Below are 18,764 nucleotides of genomic sequence, written 5' to 3'. Positions count from 1 at the left end.
CAGGACGCCGCGCACCTGCGAGGGTGTCGGCCATGAGCACCGATCCGGGCGGCCCGGCCCGCCACCACGACCGGGGGACATGGCTGGTGGGGTTCACCGACCGCGTGGCGGTGGTCTGCCCACGGTGCGGCGGCCGCGCCCTCGTCGTCCCCCGGCCCGGCCTGCCCGAGCCCAAGTACTTCAGCGAACTCCTCTTCCGGCCCCGCCGCCTCGTCTGCGCCGGGTGCGGCGCCGTCGACTCCTGGGAAGCCGGGACGCGCGGCGGCGGACTGGTCGGCGTGGCCCCGGGCGGCACCGAGGACCCCTTCTTCCGGCGCCCGCTGTGGCTCCAGACGGCCTGCGCCGGGCACGTCCTGTGGGCGTACAACACGCGGCACGTCGACGAACTGGCCGCCTACGTCGGCGCCCACCTGCGCGAGCGCGGCGGCGCGAGCCCGACGAGGGCGATGATCCCGCGCCTGCCGGCGTGGATGAAGAGGGCCGAGAACCGCCCCAAGGTCCTCGCCGGCCTGGAGACCCTCCGCGCCCTGGACCGCCGGTCGTCGGCCGCGGACCGGTCCGCGTCCGCCCATGAACGCGGCGACCGCCCCCGGCCGTACGGCAGCCTGTACTTCCGCGGCGGGGCGTACTAGCCCGCCCGCACCGGCGGCTCCCGCCGCGTCGGCGCGGGATGTGCGTGCCGCGCGGGGGAGTACGCCCATGAGGAGCCCCGGCCCGCGGTCGGCGTGAAGTCTGCCTGTACGTTCGGACGGCCGGTACCCGGACTGTCTTTCGATGACAGGGTGGGGGCGGGACGGGGGGTACGTCCGAGAAGGCAGAGGGTGGAGGGGCTGATGGGTGAGGCAGGTCGTGTCGTGGTGGTCAGCGGTGGCGGTACCGGCATCGGCCGGGCCGTCGCCGAGCGGTTCGCCCGGCAGGGCGACAGGGTGACCGTCCTCGGACGCCGGGCGGAGGTCCTGCGCGCGGCGGCGCGGGAGATCAAGGGTGCTCACACCGTACGGGCTGTCCCGGTCGACCTCGCGGTGCCGGAGGAGGTCGAGCGGGCGCGCGAGGAACTCCCGGCCGAGATCGACGTGCTGGTGAACAACGCGGGCGGCCGGGGCGGGCCGTCCCCGGCCGGGGGCCTCAAGGAGGTCGCCGAGCACTGGCGGCGGGTCTTCGACAGCAACGTCATGCCCGCGGTCCTGCTCACCGAGGCCCTGCTGCCGCGCCTGGCCCGGCCCGGCGGCCGGGTGGTCACCATCGGCTCCGTCGCCGCCCTGCGTGGCAACGGCGCGTACGGCGCCGCCAAGGCGGCCCTGCTGGCCTGGAACCATACGCTCGCGAGGCAGTTGGGCCCGCGCGGCGCCACGGCCAACGTCGTGGTGCCCGGATACGTCGCGGGCACGGGGTTCTCCGGCGCGCCCGCCGACGAGGACGAGCTCGCCGCACGGCGGTCCGGCACCCTCGTCGGCGAGGTGGCCGAGCCGGCGGACATCGCCGCGGCCGTCGCCTTCCTGGCCTCCCCCGAGGCCCGTCACATCACGGGTGAGTTCCTCAACAGCAACGGCGGTGCCGTGCTCGGGCGGTGACGGGTGGCCGGGACCTGTCGCCGGGGGGCGTCCGGGGAGGCAGGGGCGTGACCGGGCCCGAAAGCGTCGCGCGGGCTCAGTCGTCCCCCGTGGCCCCGTTCCTCCGCAACCCCTCCAGAACCTTCCCCTCCGTGCTGAGGTACCCGTGGGCGTAGTCGAAGCGCGGGGTGCCGGAGAAGGTGAGGTAGAGCCATTTGAAGTTCTCGGCGAAGACGTACCCCGGGCAGTGGTCGCCCTTCCGCATGGGACGCCGGGTGACATCGGTGATCACGGTGTAGCCGTCCCGGACGCGGTGGTGCTCCTTGAGGTTCTGGAAATAGCGCCAGGCCGTCGTCCGGTAGTACGGGTCGCCGGTGTTCCAGTACAGCTGGAAGGCGCAGTTCGCGTACTCGGGGCGCAGGGCGTTGCCGCGGCCCACGGCCTCCAGCCGCCGGTAGTCGATCTCCTCGGGGATGACGTCGTACTTGTCGAGGACCGCCGTCCACGACTTGTAGTAGTCCGCCGCCAGCTCGTCGTCCCCGCCGACCGGAAGGACGGCGACGGACAGCGCGGACTGCCGCCTGTTGAGCAGGGCTCCGGTGCGGAAGTCGACGTGCTTGAACCAGAGCAGCCCGTCGACCCACTCGACCTGGTGTCTCTTCAGCGCGGCGGCGAACATCTTGAACCAGTCCCGGCAGTCCTCGTCGCGGAACATCACCCACGCGCCCCACAGGTACTCGTAGAAGGAGTCCGCCGGAGGGTCCACGGCGATGCCCGCCCGGTCGGCCCACCGGCCGCTCTCGACGTTGATGCGGGAGGCGAGCAGGTCGAGCGACGAGCGCCGCTCGACGACGGCGCGCAGGGCGCGCTTGGCGGCCCGCTCGTACCGGCGGTCGCCGGTGAGCCGGGACAGGGTGCCGAACTCCAGGATGTTGGTGCCGACCTCGGCCAGCGGCAGTGTGGCGCCCGAGACGCGCCCTGTACGCAGGTTGACGTATCGGTAGGGCATGCCGGTGCGGGACGAGGTGAAGGCGGGCAGCAGCCGGTCCGCGAGGTCGGCGCAGCGGTCGAGCAGGGCCTTCTCACCGGTCGCGAGGTAGCCCGAGAGGAGGCCGCCGACCAGCCGGATGGTGGTCTCGAACACCTGGAAGTCGGCGTTGATGTCGAAGCGGAGATAGTCCTTGATCCAGGAGACGCAGCGGTCGACCTCGGTGTCCAGCTCCATGAGGTGCAGCGTGTCGAGCGCCTCGACGATCGACAGGCCGACAGGATGGCCCTTGGCGAAGAACTCGCGGTGGCGTCCCGAGACCGGGAGCACCTCGTCGTAGCCCCAGGCGAGCCGTTTGTAGCCCTCCCACGCGTGGACGAATTCCTCCCGGACCTCGTCCGCCTTGGCGCGGTCCGGCCGGAGCGCCTCCGCCCGTACCGCCTCCGCCGGTACTGCCTCCGTCGGTACTGCCTCCGGCCGTACGGGCGCCGCCGGGGTGGGGGCCGCGGCCCGGGCGTCCGCCGTGGCGCGGTGGGCGCCGCCGAGGCCGCCGCTCACGGTGAGCCCTCCCGTGGCGGCGAGCACGTACAGCAGGCGTCGACGGGTCGTGCGCGCGGGGAGCGGGTCGTACGTCATGACGGGCAAGGCCCTCCTGGCCACCTGTTCCGCCCCCGGACACTGATCGCAGTATGCGTCGGACCGGCCGCTGCGGGCGGAAGGCGCGACGGCGGATTGTCACACCGGCTCTCGGGCCCGGCGGGAGCCCGGAGCGCCCGCCTCGCCACGGCCGGACAGCCGGACCCGTCCCACGGGGCGTCACACGGCGGGGGCCTCGAAGACCAGCCGGATCTCGGTGTTCCGGTAGCCGGCCCGACAGCCGGACCCGTCCCACGGGGCGTCACACGGCGGGGGCCTCGAAGACCAGCCGGATCTCGGTGTTCCGGTAGCCGGCCCGTTCGAAGGCCGCGGCCATCGGCGTGTTCACCGTGTCCGTGGTGGCCGTGATGCGCCGGGCGCCGTTGCCGTGATGAATGCGGGTGATCTCGCCGAGTATCTCGTCGATGTATCCCTGACCGCGCAGTTCGGGCACCACGCCGAGATAGCCGACGTTGGGGTGGTAGGGCGTACGGGAGGGGACGGCCATTCCGGCGAGGGTGCCGTCGGGCGTGCGCGCGAGGCGCCACCAGCCGCGCTCTCCCGGGCAGTCGAGGTAGAAGGCCATGTCCTCGCGTGCCTGCCGGTCGGCGTCCATGGTGGCGAGCTCGCGCCGGGTGGCGACGTCGAGGCTGCCGGCCGCGATCCGCCGGAACACCTCCACGAACCGCTCGTCGTCCGGCTCGGGCGAGAAGACGAGCCTCCCGGTGGGCTCCGGCACGCCGGCCTCGGGCGTCCATTCGTAGCGGAGCCGTTCGACCTCGTCCGTGAGCCCGGCCCGCCGCGCGGCGGCCTCGCGCCATGCCACGGCGTCCACGGTGCCGGGATCCTCCCGCCAGTCACCCGGCAGCGAGAGGTTGTACTGGGGCTTCTCCGTGGCGCCGCTCTCCTCGAAGGCCCGGTGCCCGGCGCGGAGGAGCCCGGCGGCCACCCCGGCGCGGTCCGCCACGCAGTCACGGACGTGCAGGCAGTCCAGCGCGACCGGGTGTGCGCTGTCGCTCCTGCCCCACCACAGGGCCCGGCCGAGGATCTCCCCGCCTTCCTCGGCCACCCATGTCCACCCGGCACGGAACCGGCGCTCCGCCCACTCCGCGCGAAAGCGCTCCTGGGGGATCCAGCTGACCGGACCGCCGGCCGGGTAGGCGATGACACGGTCCATGTCGGCCTCGGTCATGGGACGAAAGAGCATTCTGCCTCCGGAAGGTGTGATCGGCCCTGTGGGCGATCCGGGCGATGATCACACCTCGGGCGACGCGCGGCCACTGATTTCCGATCGCCGTGTGCCGCGCGTGAAGAGCGACGGAGGCGCTCAGCGCCGGCGGTGCCTGCCCATGAGGACGGCCAGGACGAGCAGCGAGACCGCCGCGGCCGCCGTCCACGGGCTGGATCCGTCCTTCCAACTCAGCACCATGGCGGTCGCGGTGAGAACGGCGGTGAACGCCGAGACGCCCACCGCCAGCCCGGACGTGGATCGCGGGTCGCTCATGCGTGCACTCTCCTGTACGTGGTTCGGCGTCGCGGTCATGCAGAGACTAGTGGCCATGCCGGGACCACGGGACGCGCCGCGATCGCCCCCGCCGGCGTCAGCGGCCGAGGAACCGCTCGACGACCGCGGCGAGGGCCTCGGGGGTCTCCTCCGGCGCGTAATGACCGGCGTCCTGGAGCACCTCGAGCGCGGCGTTCGGATACCACCGCAACCAGGTGGCCCGCATGGCCTCGGGGCCCAGCGCCGGGTCGTGCGCGCCGACGACCAGGAGCACCCGGGCCGGATTACCCCGCACCCGCTCGTGGAAGTCGACGCCGGACCAGGAATCCAGGTACGCGCGGAACGCGGTCGCCGACGAGCGCTCCACCGAATGCCCCACCATGGCGTCCAGCCACGCCTGGTCGTACCGCCCGCCGGAGGTGTGCTCGATGATGGCCCGGCGGTTGCCGGGGTTCCGCGCGGCACCCGTGAACAGCTCCCGGCTCTCGTCGTCGAGGGGGAACCCGGACGCGGGCACCGGCGAGATGCCGATGACCGACGTGACGCGCCGCGGGGCCTCCAGCAGCATCAGCTGGGCCGCCTTGCCGCCCATGGAGTGGCCGACGACGGAGAAGGTCTCCCAGCCCAGGTGGTCGGCGACCGCGAGGGCGTCCGCGGCGACCTCCTCCATCGTGAAGGCGCCGTCGAGGTCCTTCGCCTCGCCGTACCCGCGGCAGTCCAGGAACGCGTAGCTGAAGGCGTCCCCGTTCAAATGCGCGCGCAGCCGGTCGTAGCTCGTCCGGTCGCCGAACCAGTTGTGGAGCAGCAGGACGCGTGCCGGTCCCGTGCCGTGTACCTCGTGCGGAATGACCTGTCCTGTCGCCACCATGCCCCCTGGTATCGAGCCGGCCGCCGCCCGCGGCGGACGCCGCGGGTCTCCGGCGACCGAGTCTCGCGACCCCGGCCCGGCCCGGTCAACACGGCGGGCGGGTGACAACCTTGGCGGTGGTGGGGCGGCCGCGGAGTTCGCCGCGGCCGTCGGGGCCGGTGAACCGGCCGCCTCGGCCTCCAGTGCGACGTCGTCCTCACTCCGGCAGAGTGAACACCATCAGGATCACGAACAGCGGCGGCAGCAGCGCGGACCACGCGACGATCCTGCGCGCGGTCGAGAACCGCACGCGCCGTGGCAGGAGCCAGGCCGTCAGGAGCAGCGCGGGCGTGCCCGCGAGCATCGCGTACAGGCCGCCCATGACGCCCGCGAGGGCCGTGTCCAGCGCCTGCGAGCAGTTGTCGGGCCCGCAACCGTCCGTGGCCATCGGAGCCAGGCCGCCGAACAGCAGGGCCACCGGGGCGAGCAGCAGCGCGGACAACGTGGCCCAGCCCGGAGCCGACCCGGCCTTCTCGTCGCGGTCGTCAGGCCCGGGCGGGCGTACGGCACGCGTGTCCGCGGCGGCGTCCGCGGCGTTGGCGGCGGCCCACGCCCGCCGCAGTTCGCCGTCCGCGCGTGCTCCGTGATCGTTCATGGTGCAAGTGAATCCTCCGGCGCGAGGGAGGCACCTCGGGCCGGGTACTCAGACGGTGTCGGTACACGTACTCAGCCGCCGGGAACCGGGCCGCCCGCCGGGCGCCCGCCGAGGCGGAGCAGGCGCCGGGCGGCCCGTCAACGCCGCCCGGATCCGTGCCGGCCCGCCGCCAGACGTGCTCCCGCGGCGGCCCTGACCTCGCGTTCCTCCATCGGATCGCCCCGCAGCTCGGCGAGCCGCCGGTGTACGCGCGGCAGGTCGGGCGCGGAGGCGATCCCCAGAAGGCGGGCCTCCGCTTCGCAGTCCCACAGGGATTCGGTGTAGCAGTCCCACAGGGATTCGGTGCGAGCGGAGCCGGGACCCGCGGGTGCGACGGCGGCCAGTGCCCCGAGCAGGGCCGGACGCTCGTACGAGTGCGGGGTGCGCAGCCAGAGGCGGTGGAGCACCGGGGCGGCCTCCGCGGCCGCCGGGCCGAAGCGGGCGAGCCCGGAGGCCAGCGGGCCGGGGCCGGACCACCGGCGCGTCGCCTCGTGGACGGCGAGTTCCCCGATCAGCGTGGGCAGGTCGCGCGCCTCGCCGTGCCGGGCGAGAACCAGGAGGCCGGTCCAGGACAGCCACTCCCGTCCGTCCACCGCCCACGCCCGTGCCGCCGGCACGGCCAGGGCGCCGAGCCTCTCGACCGCGCGCCCGAGCCAGGGCAGCGGCCGCTCCCCGTCCGCGGTCCCGAGCCCGGGTACCAGCGGGAGCAGGCCGGGCTCCGGCGGACGCCCGGCCAGGGTGTGCAGGGCATGCGCCTTGGCACCGTCGGCCGCACCGGCGTCGGCGAGCACGGACAGCAGCCGACGGCCGCCGGGACCCACCTCCACGGTGTGCGGCCCGGTGCGGCGAGGCGAGGCGGGCCGGGCTCCCGTGCCCCAGCGCGCCCAGGGTTCCGAGTCGCCCGCAGGAGGCTCTTCCCCGGCCGACCGGGCACGCGCGACCTCGGCCAGATCGTCCCACCACTCCACCGGCCAGGCGTCCGCCACCGACTCCAGAACGTCCGCCCAGTGCTCGCCGTCCCGGACGTAGGCGCGCAGCGCCGCCCGGGCCTCGGCCGATCCCGCGAGGGCCAGCAGCTCCAGCACGCGGGTGGCCCGCTCGCACTCGTCCTCGTCGCCGGCCAGCAGGCCGAGCAGAGGATCCAGCGGCAGGCTCAGCGCGTGGACCAGGCGCGCCAGATAGAGGTGGCGGTCGTCCACTGAGTCCCAGCGCCAGTCCCGCCGGACGGCATCGCGTACGAGACCGGCGGCCGTCCCCGGTTCGTCCAGCGCCCGCAACGCGCCCGCGCCCCGGCCGCGTTGCAGCAGCCCCTGGAGCGAGTCGGCCGGGGCGTAGGCCCGATCGTTCGGGTCGAAATGTTCCCTCACCGGCGCGGCACGCCTCCGTACGGGCTGCCGGCCGCCCACGGGGCGGACCTTCCGGCCGGGTGGCCGAGGCGCGGAGGGAGCGAGGGGTGCCCTACGGGCCCCTCGCCCTCGGCGGCCGTGTCCGCCGCGCGGTGCGTCTCCGCTGCCGACGCTGCCGTGTCCCCTTCGCCGTGCGCGGGGTCACGGATGATGCTCACCAATGGTGCTCCTTCGGAATCGGACCCTCATGATGCCTGCCGTCCTCCGGACCCGACCCGGCACCCCTGACCCGCTCGGCACCCCTGACCCGACCCGGCGCCCCGGGCCCCGCGGAGGTGCGTCCGTGGCCGGACGGACACCGCGGCGGGCGGACCTCACCCTGCCCGGCACGGCTCCGGTGCCCCGGAATCCGGGTGGCCCTCCCGTACCCGCGTATCCTGGATCTTTGCTGCTAGGAGGCGCTCGGTCGATGGAATTCCGGATACTCGGGGCGGTGTCGGCCGTCACCGGGGCCGGCGACCTCCCGCTCGGCCCCGCCAAGCGGCGCAGCCTGCTCGCCGCGCTGCTGCTGAGCCCCAACCGCCCCGTCCCGGTCGAGCGGCTGACGGCCTCTCTGTGGGACCACGAACCGCCGGCACGCGCCCGAGGAGTCGTCCAGGGCCACGTGTCGAGGCTACGGGCCCTGCTGGCCGGAGTCGACGCCCGGTCGTGCGGTGTCGAGCTGATCACGCAGGGCGCGGCCTACGCCCTGCGGATGCCGGAGACCCTGCTGGACGCCCACCGCTTCGAGGAACTGGTGACCCGGGCCCGCGACCAGCGCGCCCCGGCCGACGCGGTGGCGACGTACCGGGAAGCACTGTCCCTGTGGCGGGGGCCCGCGCTTGCCGACGCGTACCCGAGCCCGCCCCTCCAGGCCGCCGCGCACGCGTTGGAGGACCTCCGGATCGCCTCGGTGGAGCAACTGGCCCACGGGTACGCGCGGCTGGGCGAGCACGCCCGGGCCGCCGCCGTCCTGCGCGCGGAGGCGACCGCCCACCCCCTGCGCGAGTCGCTGGCCGCGGCCCTCGTGGAAGCGCTCCGGAAGGCGGGCCGCAGGCCGGAGGCGCTCGACTGGTTCCACCGCACCCGGCGACTGCTCGCCGACGAGCTGGGCGTCGACCCCGGCCGGGAACTGACGGACGCTTACACCGCGGCTCTACGCGGCGAGGCGGACGACCCCACCGCGACCCCGTCCCGAGCCTCCACCACGCTCGCCCCGCCCCCCGACCCCGCACCACCGGCCGTCCCCGGCGCCGAAGTGCCCGACCTGCTGCCACGCGCGCCGCGCGGCTTCCACGGGCGGGCGGCCGAGCTCGCCGCCCTGTCCCGGGCCGCCGCGGGCGAGGCACCCGTCTGCCTGGTCACCGGCCCCGCGGGGGTCGGGAAGACCGCTCTCGTCGTGCGCTGGGCGCACCGGGGCCGGGCCGGGTTCCCCGACGGGCGGCTCTACGCCGACCTGCGCGGCTTCGGCGGCACGGGCGAGCCGACGGTCATCGAGGTGCTGCGCGAGTTCCTCGCGGCGCTCGGCGTCGACCGACGGCGGATACCGGAGTCGGCGAACCGCGCGGCGGCGCTGTTCCGCTCGCTCGTCGCCGACCGCCGGCTCCTCGTCGTGCTCGACAACGCGCGCGACTCCGCGCAGGTAGCGTCGCTCCTGCCGGGCGGACCCCGCTGCGTCACCGTCGTCACCAGCAGGAACCGGCTGCGCGGGCTGATCGCCACCGACGCCGCCCGGCCCGTGCCCGTGGACGTGCTCGGCCCGGAGGACGGCACGGCGCTCCTCGCCGGGGTGCTCGGCGAGGAACGCGTGCGCGCGGAGCCGGAGGCCGCGCGACGGACGGCCGAGCTCTGCGGCGGACTGCCGCTCGCGCTGCGGGTGGCCGCCGCCAGGCTCGCCGACCGGCCGGACCGGACGCTGAGCGCGATGAACGCCGAACTGTCCGACGCGACGCGCCGGCTGAACCTGCTGGACGTGGAGGACACCGGCGTCCGGGCGGCGCTGCGCCTCACCACACGACAGCTCCCCACGCACGTCTCCCACCACTTCGCCCACCTCGGCCGCCACCCCGGCGCGCACTTCGACACCTACGCGGTGGCGGCCCTGGCGGGCACGGACCCGGCGACCGCCGAGGCGGCCCTCGAACGGCTGGACACCGCGCACCTCGTCACGGAGACCGCGCCCGGCCGCTGGGTGCTGCACGATCTCGTACGGCTCTACGCGCGCGGCATGGACGCCGGGCCCGACGCCCTCCCGCGCGTACTCGATCACTACGTCGCCACCGCCCTCGCCGCCGCGGCCGTGGCCGAGCCCGGCAACGAGGCGTGCTTCGCCATGCCGGCGGATTTCCATGCACCCGCCGCCGTAAGGGAGTTCGCCACCCGCGCCGACGCCGTCGCCTGGTACGCGGCCGAGCGGGACGACCTCGCGCTGGCGGCGGCCGCGTCGCGCGCGGCCGGACTGCACGGCCGGACCTGGCGGATCGTCATGGCGCAGTGGCCGCTGATCGTGTGGCGGGTGCTGGACGGCTGGGCCCCCCTCCTGGAGACCGCGGTCGAAGCGGCACGCGCCGACGCCGATCCGCGCGGAGAGGCGCGGGCGCGGTCCGTGCTCGGCTGGGTGCTGCTGGCGGAAGGGCACGCGACGGCGGCGCTGACCCGTATGGAGGGCGCCCCCGCGCTCGCGGCCCGGGCGGGCGATCCGAGCGGTGAGGCGACCGCGCTGGTCGCTCTGTCCCTGGCGCAGGCGGCGCTCGGCGACCCGGCCGGCGCCGCGGAGGGGTGCGCACGGGCGGCGGGGCTGGCGCGTGGTGCCCGCGACCGGACCACCGAACGACTTGCCCTCCAGCATCTCGCGCAGCACCGTCTCCAGGCCGGGGAGTACCGCGCGGCCCTCGACACGGCCACCGAGGCCCTCGCCTTCGACGGGGTCGCCGGAACGGCGGCCGTGTCCCGGGTGCTGTTGCTCACGACCATGGGAGAGGCGCTGCTGGGGCTCGGGGACGAGGACGGGGGCATCCGGCGGCTCGACCTGGCGGCACGGGAGGCGGAGTCGTCCGGCTACGAGGACGGGGCGGTACGGGCGCTCAGGGCGCTGCTCAAGGTGTCGGCGGACGAGGGGTTCCGGGCGCGGCACGACGCGGCGTCGAGAGGTCTCATGGCACGGCACTGACCGGGCGCCGTCGCGCGCGGCCGGGTGAACGGGTCTCATGACCCCCGCGTCCCAACGTCGCCCCGCCGCCGTCGCCCGCGGCCGCGTCGGTGGGACGTGAGCCGCGCGTGAGCGGAACGGCAGCGGGCCTCTCCAGACTGGCTCTCGCGGCAGAACACCGCCGTGAACAGCGCAGCCAATGGGAGAGCAGCCTTATGCGTACATCTCGAACCCGCACCGCGGCCCTGACGGCCACCGCCACCGCCGCCGTCACGCTGGCCATGACCGCCTTCGGCGGCCCCGCGAGTGCCGGCCCGGCCGACACGGGTGCGGGGAGCCGGCCGGCGCCCCGCACGTCCGCCGCGCCCCATGCCGCCGCCTCCTTCTCGGCCGCCGGTCCCACGGCCACCCGCGCGTGCGACGGCGGTGAGATGTCCTACTCCGTCCTGCACCGCTTCCCGAAGCAGCGCGGGGAGCACCTGCTCATCACGGCGACGAACGCGGACTCGAAGCCGTGCTGGGTCACGTCGTCCCCGTCCGTCATCCTGGGCGACACCGCGAACGTCCTGCCGCACTCGGCCAAGGACGCCCCCGGTGGCACGACCCGCATCACGGTCCGGCCCGGCGGCAAGGTCTACTCGGCCGTGAACCTCTTCACGGACGGCGCGCCCACCCGCACCGCCGAGGACTTCAGCATCGCCATGCGCGACCTGACGGGCGACACGGGCCCGGCGAGCGAGCTGACCTCCTTCGACGCCAAGGGCATCCCCTCGAAGTTCACCTGGTCCGACGCCGACGTCACCAACTGGAACACGGCCAAGCCCTACGACTTCTGACCGGTCCTCCGTCCTCGGGCAGGGGGTGTTCCGGCGGCGATCTCCGGGGTGAGCGGCCGGACCACCCACTGGATAGGGTGTGTGCATGTCACGCATGCGCACCACCGCTCTCGCCACCGCCCTGGGCGTCCTCGCCCTCACCTCCTGCTCCTCCGGCTCGGACGAGGAATCCAAGCCCATCACGAAGCAGCTGGGACAGGGCGAGCTCACCCAGGCGGTCCCGGGAGTGGGCGAGCTGATCCCCGGTTGGGAGCCGTACCGCGCCAAGGGCGAGATAAGCAAGGCCGAGTACTGCGCGGACAAGGACAAGTCCCCCAAGGGCTGGGTGCGCGGCAGCGAGGGCACGTACATGTACAAGGGCTCGACCAACAACATGATGCAGGTGTCCATCTGCCTCTTCGACACGCCTGAGAACGCCAAGAGCTCCTACACGGAGTGGAAGGGCAAGGAGTCGGACAAGGAAGAAGCCCTCAAGAAGAAGGTGGGGGACGAAAGCGTCCTCGTCGTCAACCCCGGGCTCAGCAAGGACAACGTCTACGGCTTCAGCCGTTCCGGCGTCGTCACCATCAGGGTGACGTTCGACTACCCCGGGGGCGACACCACCGGGACCCAGGACATGCTCGCCACCACGCTGAAGCGGCTCCAGCAGGTCCAGGACGGGAAGCGGGCCACGGCCACCGTCGCCGAGCAGGCGTCGAAGGCCGACAAGTAGTCCTACGGGCCGGGGCGGCCGGCCCCGGCCCGTAGCGGGGACGGGGCCGCCCGTCGGGACTTAACCGCCGGACGTCCCCCGCCCCGCCGTCGCGGCCCCTCAGTCCAGGAGCCGGTCGCGCAGCCGGTCGATCAGGGCCTCGTCCACGCCCACGTGCTTGACCGCGTAGTCGCGCACGGAACCGTAGGTCTCGGCGAGGTCGGACAGGAACAGCCGGATGATCTCCTCCGGGGCCCGCCCGTAGCCGGGCCACGTCAAGGTCCGGCCCGGGTGGGCGGCCTTCCAGTCCGCGATCAGCCGCTCCGTGGCCCGCTCGGTGAGCGCGAAGTCCTCGGCGATGTCGTCCACGCCCACGCCCAGGAGTGACAGCACCAGGGCGGCCAACAGACCGGTACGGTCCTTGCCGGAAGCGCAGTGGAAGACCTGCGGGCCGTCCCCGGCCGCGATGACCTCCAGCGCCTGCCGCAGTTCCTCGGCGCCGTCCAGGGCGACCTCGGCGTAGCGGTCGGCGAGGAACCGCCACGGGTCGAGACCGGGGTCGATCTCCGCCTGGTCGTAAGGGCGGTGCTCCACGCTGAGGTTCACGTAGGCCATTCCGTCGGCCTCGGGCACCCGGCCCCTGGCCTCGATCTCCCATGGGTAACGCAGATCGATGACGGTGCGTATGCCCAGGGCGCGGAAGGCCTCCCAGTCGGCTCCCCGAAGCTTCGAAAGCGCGTCGGACCGGTACAGCCGTCCCCAGCGCAGCGTGCGGCCGTCCTGGGCGCGATAGCCGCCCAGATCCCGGAAGTTGTGCAGGCGCTCGAATGCGATGTGTCGTCTCACCCGCACACTCTAGGCATCCGTCGGCCGGATTCCCTCGGCGGGGACGGCCGCCGGGCCGTCACGGCAGATCGGTGCGACCCAGCCACGCCGGTTTCACCGGCACACCGTCGTCGTACCGCGCGTCCGACGGCACCGGCACTTCCTCCACGGGCTCCGGCTCGGGCTCCTCGTACGGGACGGCCGGCGCGGGCGCGTCGCTGTCGTCCAGCAGTTCCCCGATCGTGAAGCGTGCGCTGTAGGACTGCCAGGCGCCGTCGATGACCAGCAGGAAGCCGTCGCTCTCCCGGAAGAGCCGCCGCCGCTTGGGGCTTCTCGGGTGCTCGGGTACATAGCGCCGGGCCCGCCTCTCCAACTCTGCCAGGGCCTCCTCGCGCGTGCCGTCCACGTGTGCCACGACGTATGCCTCGGCGTGCTTGCGGTCGCCCATTCCCACGGTCGTTTCGAGGACCAGTCCCCATGTGGCCATCCGTCACCCTTTCCGGTTCGGTTTAGGGCACAGCCTATTGAGGCGTTCCGGCCCGTGACCCGTAAGGGTGAGGGTCTCCGGCCGGATCACTCAAGGCATTCGCGGTCCCGGCCGGCCGGTTGCGCTGTCGTGCCGGACTCCCCGTCAGGACCTCGGACCCCCGTCTCCGGGCGCGTCCCCGCGCGGTAGTGGCGGGCGAGGGCCAGGAGGAAACGGGTCTCGGCGGTGAGGGTGGTGGGCGGCGTGGAGTGCGGGGCCTCCGGGCGGGGGGTGGGAGGCTGTCCGGCGAGTTTGGCGCGGCGCGCGTGGGTGAGGGCGCGGGCGAGGGAGACGGCGGCGCATTCGGTGCAACCGCCGCCCGTACCGGCGGGGGCGGCGTGGAGGCAGGTCCCTCCGGCCGGGGCGTCCGTCATGCCCGGTGTGCCGGGCGGGGTGTGGGGGTGGAGGGCCAGGATGGCGTCGTGGGTCTCGATGATCTTGCGGTAGGCGAGGAGGTGGTAGGGGAGCGGGGGCTTGAGGACTTCGAGGAGGCGCGGACGGGGCGTGGTGAAGGCGACATGGGGAGCGGCTTCGATGAGGTCGCGCCAAAGGGGATGAAGACGCCAGATCGTGGTGACGTCCGTAAGGGTCTGACGGGAGGTGGCCAGGGTGGGGGTGAGCAGAGCGGTCGCGCGCAGGATGGCGTGGAGGGCCATGAGGAACGGCAGGTAGGGGAGGGGCGCTTCCGTGCCGGTCAGGAGATGGGCCAGGTGGCCCGTCCAGAAGAGCCCGGCGAAGGCGGTGCCCGCACCGAAGGTGCTCAGACCGATCTTCAGGGAACGGCTGTCCGCCTGCCTGCCGTAGCGCCAGCACAGGTGGGCGCACGAGATGTTCGCGGCGAGATGACTAGCGATCATCACCAGCCAGTAGGCGGTGGAGGGGACGGGGGCACCGCTGTGGGGGATCGTGTGTTCCTGGTGGGGCGGCGCGGCCAGATCGAGGACGACGAGAGCGGCGAGGGCGCCCGCCGTGGCGAGGGACAAGCGGTTCCGGAGCCGGCGGCTGCCGGTGGTGGCGGTGACGAAGTAGAGGACGGCCCCGGCGGACAGGACCCCACTGAGGTTGCGGATGAGCGCGGTGGTGTGGGCGGAGCCGGTGACCCGCTGGGCGAGGCGGGCCGCCTCGGGCAGGTTGAGGGTCATGGCCACGGCGGCCGTGGCGACCGCGAGCCACAGCCCTCGGCGTTCGGGTGAGCGCAGGGAGGGGCCGGCGCGCAGGGCGACGGCGAGCCAGAGCAGGCCGGTGCCGACGTACTGGAGCTCCTGGCCGGCGGTGGCGAGATCAGCGGACATCGGTGACCGGTGCTCCCAGAGCCGCGCCGAGACGTCCCAGCACACCCTGGGGTGTGCCGGTCTCGGGGAGGGTGGAGGCGCGGAGGCGGAGGAGGGTGGCGAGCATCTCGGCTTCTTGTTCCTGGCGGGTGGTGTAGCTGGCGCGGCCGAGGAGTCTTTGGATGAGCTGGGGGCTGAGGTCGGGCAGCAGCGCCTGGACGCCGGCGTTCCCCTCGGCCGCCGTGCCTTCGCCACGGACTTCGGCGCCCGCTTCCGTGGCGGCGGTAGATCTCGTCCCCGCTCCGGTGGGAGCTCTCGAGCCCGTACTCGTGAGGATGCCGGGTGGTGGGGTGGTGGGGCGGATTCCGTGGTGGTCGAAGAGCATGTGTCCGATCTCGTGGAGGATGATGTGTTCTTGGTGGACTTGTGTGGTGCGTTGTTCGTAGAAGATGTGGTCGTCGGTGGGGGTGGCGAGCCAGAGTCCGCAGATGTTGCCGTCGGCGGCCTGGTCGGGCAGGGCGTGGAGGTGGAGGGGGCGGTCGCGGGTGCGGGAGAGTTCGCGGCAGAGGGCGTCGATGGAGAAGGGGCGCGGTAGCGTCAGCTGGTCCAGCACGGCCTGGCAGCGCCGGTGCAGTTGGGTGTACTTGGTAATCATGTGTCTCCCATAGCCTGCCGTGGAGGGAAGAAACGACCGTGCACCCCCGTGCGTCGACCGTGCGATGACCGTGAACCCCTCGCGCGGTGCCGGCCCCGTCCGCCCTCGGCCCCCGGCGGCGGCCGGTGGTACGGGCGGACGGGGCCGGCACCGGGGGCGAAGGGCCCCGCCCCGCCCCGGGTGTTCAGCCCCCGGGACGGGGGACGGTGTGGTCCGGATCGTCGATGTTCGAGAGGTTCTGTAGTTTTCGGGCTTCGGTGACCATGGTGAGGAGGGCGTCGAGGCTGGCCGAGGAGAGCCCTTCCGCGCGCAGCGCGAGGTTGCGGATCTTGGTGTCGCGCAGTGCGGTGGCGAGGGCGAGCTGGGTGTTGACGCGTTCGCAGACCTCGTCGCTGAGGAAGTACTCCAGCGGGACGCCGAAGAACTGGGCGAGGATGTCGAGCTGCTCCAGCGTCACATTGCGCTTCTTGCCGGTGGCCAGCTCCCATAGATACGTGGCGGAGATGGCGCCGCCGGTGTTCTCGCGGATCTCCTTGGCCAGCCGGGCGTAGCCCGGGCGGGTGCGCTCGTCGGGATAGAGCGTCTCGATCAGCTGTCTCAGCCGCCGCTCCAGTTGCAGCAGCAGAGGCCTGTCGACCTCTTCGCGCGCCGACTCGGTACTGCTCATCCGTTGTCCTTCCCCACGGAGATGGAACCCACCGCGGCCGTCCGCCGGGACACCCAGAATTCTAACTCCGGCCGCCAAGCCCCTCCCTGTGAACCGGTCACTACATGATCCAAAGAGGCGGCCGCCACCGTGTTCAAGGGCTGGGATCCCGGCACGGAGGCTGCGCGATGTCCATGCCGACCGTCGGCGACGAGAGCGCGACCGTCGCCGGAAGCCGGGCGGGTCCTGCCCGATCGCGATCGGGCAGGAGCCGGCAGGAAGGTTTCAGCGTCCTGGTACGCGGATGACCGGTGTCAGGAACTCGTGAGGATGACGAGTCGCTGGGTGGCGCGGGTCATCGCGACATAGCGGTCGACGGCCCCTTCGACGCCCTCGCCGAACGTCTCCGGGTCGACGAGCACGACCAGGTCGAACTCCAGCCCCTTCGACAGTTCCGGCGTCAGCGACCTGACGCGGGACGTCTCCCGGAACGTGGGATCGCCGATGACACAGGCGATCCCCTCGGCGTGCTCGGCGAGCCACGTGGCGAGGACCGAGTCCAGATCCCCGACGGATCCGTGGACGACGGGGATGCCGCTGCTACGGATGGAGGTCGGCACATTGGCGTCCGGGAGCGCGTCGCGGATGACGAGCTCGGCCTCCGCCATGACCTCTTCCGGCGTGCGGTAGTTGATGCTCAGGGAGCTCACGGTGATCCGGTCGAGCCCGACCCGCTCGAGCCGTTCCCGCCACGACTCCGTGAACCCGCGCCTGGTCTGGGCGCGGTCACCGACGACGGTGAAGCTCCGCGACGGGCAGCGGAGCAGCAGCATCTGCCATTCGGCGTCCGTCAGTTCCTGGGCCTCGTCCACGATGATGTGCGCGAACGGTCCGGCGAGCAGGTCCGGTTCGGCGCCCGGCAGCGCGCTCTCGTCGATCAGGGTGTCCTGAAGGTCCCGCCCGTGCAGCATCCCCACCGCGCCTTCGCTCTCGTCGATCACGACGTTCTGGAGCAGGCTGTCGATGGCGTCGGCCCTGCGCGCGCGTTCCGCGGCGACGGAGGCGTCGTGCCGGCGCTTGCGCACGGACGCCTCCGGGTCGCCGAGCCGCTGCCGTGCCGCGTCCAGGAGCGGCAGGTCGGACACCGTCCAGGCGTGGGCGTCCGCGCGCTGGAGCTTGCGCACGTCCTCGGGACCGAGCCGGGGAGCGCACCTGCGCAGGTAGGCGGGGACCGACCACAGGTCCCCGACGAGGTCGGTCGGCTCCAGCATCGGCCACGCGCGGTTCAGGGTCCCCATCAGCTCCCGGCTCCGGAGCAGCGACCTGCGCAGCAGCTCGGGCGAGATCTCGTCGTCCTCGTACTCCTCCGCGTGCTTGTCCATGAGGATCGTGAGCAGCTCCTCGAGGATCTGGTCGCGCGCCTCGTTGTGCGGGGTGCCCGGTTCCACGGCCGCGAACGCCGAGGCCCAGTCGGCGGCGCTCAGCCAGACGTCGGACCAGTGGCTCGAGACCGTCATCCCCTCCGTGGGCGGCTCCTCGTAGAGGGCGACGGCCGGTTCGATCGCCTTCACCATGTCCGCGGACGCCTTCAGACGTGCCACCTCCGGGTCGCTCTCGACGCCCGCTCCGGCTCCCTCGGCGACGAGGTCGCGCAGGACGCAGGTCTGCACCCCCTCCTCGCCGAGGCTGGGCAGGACATCGGCGACGTAGGCCAGGTAGGGCCGGCTCGGGCCGACGAACAGCACGCCGCCGCGGCGGTGCCCGAGACCGGGGTCGGAGTAGAGGAGGTGGGCGGCGCGGTGCAGCGCGACGACGGTCTTGCCCGTACCCGGACCGCCGTCGACGACGAGGGCGCCGCGGGATCCCGCGCGGATGACGGCGTCCTGGTCGGCCTGGATGGTCGAGAGGACGTCGCGCATCCGCTCCGACCGGTTGCCGCCCAGACTGGCGATGAACGCGGACTGGTCGTCGAGCGCGGCGTGCCCCTCGAGCCCGTCGGCGGTGAACACCTCGTCCCAGTAGTCGCTGATCCGGCCGCGGGTCCAGCGGTAACGGCGGCGGCTCGCCATGCCCATCGGGTCGGCGTGGGTCGCCGCGAAGAACGGCTCGGCCGCGGGGGAGCGCCAGTCGAGCAGGAGCCGGCGTCCCGTGCTGTCAGTGAGGCCGAGGCGCCCGATGTACGCGGGCTCGGAGCCGTCCGCAGGGACGACGCGCCCCAGGCACAGGTCCAGACCGAAACGGCGCAGCGTCCGCAGGCGGCCGGTCAGGCGGTGGATCTCCATGTCCCGGTCCATCGCCTCCCGGCCGATGCCGCCGGGCGCCTTGCGCGCGGCCTCGAGACGCTCGGACAGCTCGGCGATCGCTTCCTCAAGGGTCTCCGACACGGCCGCGAAGTGACGCTCGTCGGCATCGATCAGCGCCGGGTCGGCCTTGGGGGACAGGTGCTCGGGCAGGTCGAACGCGCTCACCCGCGGCGCGCTCCCCTCCGCCGACTCGATGTCACCGTACGACCCATGAACCGACAACAACTCACGCACTGAGTGATTCTCCAATTTCGGCAAG

General features: G+C 73.3%; 18 protein-coding genes. 5 read left to right on the top strand and 13 right to left on the bottom strand.

Annotation, left to right across the window (positions count from 1 at the left end; genetic code table 11):
* The first annotated feature begins 32 nt into the window (after positions 1-32).
* Positions 33-632 carry a hypothetical protein gene (locus tag LUZ64_RS23105; RefSeq protein ID WP_095579737.1) on the top strand — a complete coding sequence of 200 codons (600 nt, stop codon included), beginning with the start codon at positions 33-35 and terminating at the stop codon, positions 630-632.
* Between the two features lie 201 nt (positions 633-833).
* Positions 834-1,571 (top strand): SDR family NAD(P)-dependent oxidoreductase, encoded by a 738-nt coding sequence (locus LUZ64_RS23100; RefSeq protein ID WP_095579736.1) that lies wholly within the window; start codon positions 834-836, stop codon positions 1,569-1,571.
* Positions 1,572-1,647: 76 nt separating this feature from the next.
* On the opposite strand, the gene LUZ64_RS23095 is transcribed toward LUZ64_RS23100, so the two are convergent.
* From LUZ64_RS23095 to LUZ64_RS23065, 7 genes are all read right to left on the bottom strand, one after another.
* Complete coding sequence (locus LUZ64_RS23095; RefSeq protein WP_095579734.1) at positions 1,648-3,174, bottom strand: glycoside hydrolase family 47 protein; 1,527 nt, start codon at positions 3,172-3,174, stop codon at positions 1,648-1,650.
* A gap of 262 nt (positions 3,175-3,436) precedes the next feature.
* The gene (locus LUZ64_RS23090; protein ID WP_232390337.1) at positions 3,437-4,366 is read right to left on the bottom strand and encodes a GNAT family N-acetyltransferase; all 930 of its coding nucleotides are present in this window, start codon (positions 4,364-4,366) and stop codon (positions 3,437-3,439) included.
* Between the two features lie 135 nt (positions 4,367-4,501).
* Positions 4,502-4,678: a hypothetical protein gene (locus LUZ64_RS23085; protein ID WP_170116692.1), complete on the bottom strand. Its 177-nt coding sequence runs from the start codon at positions 4,676-4,678 to the stop codon at positions 4,502-4,504.
* Positions 4,679-4,775: 97 nt separating this feature from the next.
* Complete coding sequence (locus LUZ64_RS23080; protein ID WP_095579730.1) at positions 4,776-5,546, bottom strand: alpha/beta fold hydrolase; 771 nt, start codon at positions 5,544-5,546, stop codon at positions 4,776-4,778.
* Positions 5,547-5,742: 196 nt separating this feature from the next.
* Positions 5,743-6,180: a hypothetical protein gene (locus LUZ64_RS23075; RefSeq protein ID WP_232390336.1), complete on the bottom strand. Its 438-nt coding sequence runs from the start codon at positions 6,178-6,180 to the stop codon at positions 5,743-5,745.
* 137 nt (positions 6,181-6,317) lie between these two features.
* Positions 6,318-7,586 (bottom strand): hypothetical protein, encoded by a 1,269-nt coding sequence (locus LUZ64_RS23070; RefSeq protein WP_095579728.1) that lies wholly within the window; start codon positions 7,584-7,586, stop codon positions 6,318-6,320.
* Positions 7,583-7,783 (bottom strand): hypothetical protein, encoded by a 201-nt coding sequence (locus LUZ64_RS23065; RefSeq protein WP_143593053.1) that lies wholly within the window; start codon positions 7,781-7,783, stop codon positions 7,583-7,585. The genes LUZ64_RS23070 and LUZ64_RS23065 overlap by 4 nt, the downstream gene beginning before the upstream one ends.
* A 251-nt stretch (positions 7,784-8,034) precedes the next feature.
* On the opposite strand from LUZ64_RS23065, the gene LUZ64_RS23060 reads away from it, so the two are divergent.
* From LUZ64_RS23060 to LUZ64_RS23050, 3 genes are all read left to right on the top strand, one after another.
* A complete protein-coding gene (locus tag LUZ64_RS23060; protein ID WP_232390335.1) occupies positions 8,035-10,773 on the top strand; it encodes an AfsR/SARP family transcriptional regulator in 2,739 nt (912 codons plus the stop codon).
* 194 nt (positions 10,774-10,967) lie between these two features.
* Positions 10,968-11,588, top strand: a complete 621-nt coding sequence (locus tag LUZ64_RS23055) for a DUF4232 domain-containing protein (RefSeq protein ID WP_095579662.1) — start codon at positions 10,968-10,970, stop codon at positions 11,586-11,588.
* 85 nt (positions 11,589-11,673) lie between these two features.
* Positions 11,674-12,300: a hypothetical protein gene (locus LUZ64_RS23050; protein WP_095579661.1), complete on the top strand. Its 627-nt coding sequence runs from the start codon at positions 11,674-11,676 to the stop codon at positions 12,298-12,300.
* Positions 12,301-12,399: 99 nt separating this feature from the next.
* Here LUZ64_RS23050 and LUZ64_RS23045 read toward each other — a convergent pair whose 3' ends face one another.
* The 6 genes from LUZ64_RS23045 to helR all read right to left on the bottom strand — a co-directional run bounded on the left by LUZ64_RS23045 (position 12,400) and on the right by helR (position 18,670).
* The gene (locus LUZ64_RS23045) at positions 12,400-13,125 is read right to left on the bottom strand and encodes a tyrosine-protein phosphatase (RefSeq protein WP_095579660.1); all 726 of its coding nucleotides are present in this window, start codon (positions 13,123-13,125) and stop codon (positions 12,400-12,402) included.
* Between the two features lie 58 nt (positions 13,126-13,183).
* The gene (locus tag LUZ64_RS23040) at positions 13,184-13,591 is read right to left on the bottom strand and encodes a hypothetical protein (RefSeq protein WP_095579659.1); all 408 of its coding nucleotides are present in this window, start codon (positions 13,589-13,591) and stop codon (positions 13,184-13,186) included.
* A gap of 86 nt (positions 13,592-13,677) precedes the next feature.
* Complete coding sequence (locus LUZ64_RS23035; protein WP_232390334.1) at positions 13,678-14,922, bottom strand: MAB_1171c family putative transporter; 1,245 nt, start codon at positions 14,920-14,922, stop codon at positions 13,678-13,680.
* Positions 14,912-15,556: a hypothetical protein gene (locus LUZ64_RS23030; protein WP_232390333.1), complete on the bottom strand. Its 645-nt coding sequence runs from the start codon at positions 15,554-15,556 to the stop codon at positions 14,912-14,914. Before LUZ64_RS23030 ends, LUZ64_RS23035 begins: the two co-directional genes overlap by 11 nt.
* A gap of 184 nt (positions 15,557-15,740) precedes the next feature.
* Complete coding sequence (locus LUZ64_RS23025) at positions 15,741-16,223, bottom strand: hypothetical protein (protein WP_211304947.1); 483 nt, start codon at positions 16,221-16,223, stop codon at positions 15,741-15,743.
* Positions 16,224-16,516: 293 nt separating this feature from the next.
* On the bottom strand, positions 16,517-18,670 hold the full coding sequence (gene helR, locus LUZ64_RS23020) for an RNA polymerase recycling motor ATPase HelR (RefSeq protein WP_095579946.1): 2,154 nt from the start codon (positions 18,668-18,670) through the stop codon (positions 16,517-16,519).
* Between the last annotated feature and the right edge of the window lie 94 nt (positions 18,671-18,764).

Origin of the sequence: Streptomyces albireticuli (assembly GCF_021228125.1) — a bacterium.
Classification (GTDB): Bacteria; Actinomycetota; Actinomycetes; order Streptomycetales; family Streptomycetaceae; genus Streptomyces; species Streptomyces albireticuli.
This window is presented reverse-complemented; position numbering and strand designations above follow the sequence as displayed.

Bases quoted from the DNA above. Each gene is read 5' to 3' on its own strand.
- LUZ64_RS23055 (WP_095579662.1), top strand. From the start codon at position 10,968: ATGCGTACATCTCGAACCCGCACCGCGGCCCTGACGGCCACCGCCACC.
- LUZ64_RS23050 (WP_095579661.1), top strand. From the start codon at position 11,674: ATGTCACGCATGCGCACCACCGCTCTCGCCACCGCCCTGGGCGTCCTC.
- LUZ64_RS23030 (WP_232390333.1), bottom strand. From the start codon at position 15,556: ATGATTACCAAGTACACCCAACTGCACCGGCGCTGCCAGGCCGTGCTG.
- LUZ64_RS23040 (WP_095579659.1), bottom strand. From the start codon at position 13,591: ATGGCCACATGGGGACTGGTCCTCGAAACGACCGTGGGAATGGGCGAC.
- LUZ64_RS23080 (WP_095579730.1), bottom strand. From the start codon at position 5,546: ATGGTGGCGACAGGACAGGTCATTCCGCACGAGGTACACGGCACGGGA.
- LUZ64_RS23100 (WP_095579736.1), top strand. From the start codon at position 834: ATGGGTGAGGCAGGTCGTGTCGTGGTGGTCAGCGGTGGCGGTACCGGC.
- LUZ64_RS23090 (WP_232390337.1), bottom strand. From the start codon at position 4,366: ATGACCGAGGCCGACATGGACCGTGTCATCGCCTACCCGGCCGGCGGT.
- LUZ64_RS23060 (WP_232390335.1), top strand. From the start codon at position 8,035: ATGGAATTCCGGATACTCGGGGCGGTGTCGGCCGTCACCGGGGCCGGC.
- LUZ64_RS23025 (WP_211304947.1), bottom strand. From the start codon at position 16,223: ATGAGCAGTACCGAGTCGGCGCGCGAAGAGGTCGACAGGCCTCTGCTG.
- LUZ64_RS23095 (WP_095579734.1), bottom strand. From the start codon at position 3,174: ATGACGTACGACCCGCTCCCCGCGCGCACGACCCGTCGACGCCTGCTG.
- LUZ64_RS23075 (WP_232390336.1), bottom strand. From the start codon at position 6,180: ATGAACGATCACGGAGCACGCGCGGACGGCGAACTGCGGCGGGCGTGG.
- LUZ64_RS23085 (WP_170116692.1), bottom strand. From the start codon at position 4,678: ATGAGCGACCCGCGATCCACGTCCGGGCTGGCGGTGGGCGTCTCGGCG.
- LUZ64_RS23035 (WP_232390334.1), bottom strand. From the start codon at position 14,922: ATGTCCGCTGATCTCGCCACCGCCGGCCAGGAGCTCCAGTACGTCGGC.
- LUZ64_RS23105 (WP_095579737.1), top strand. From the start codon at position 33: ATGAGCACCGATCCGGGCGGCCCGGCCCGCCACCACGACCGGGGGACA.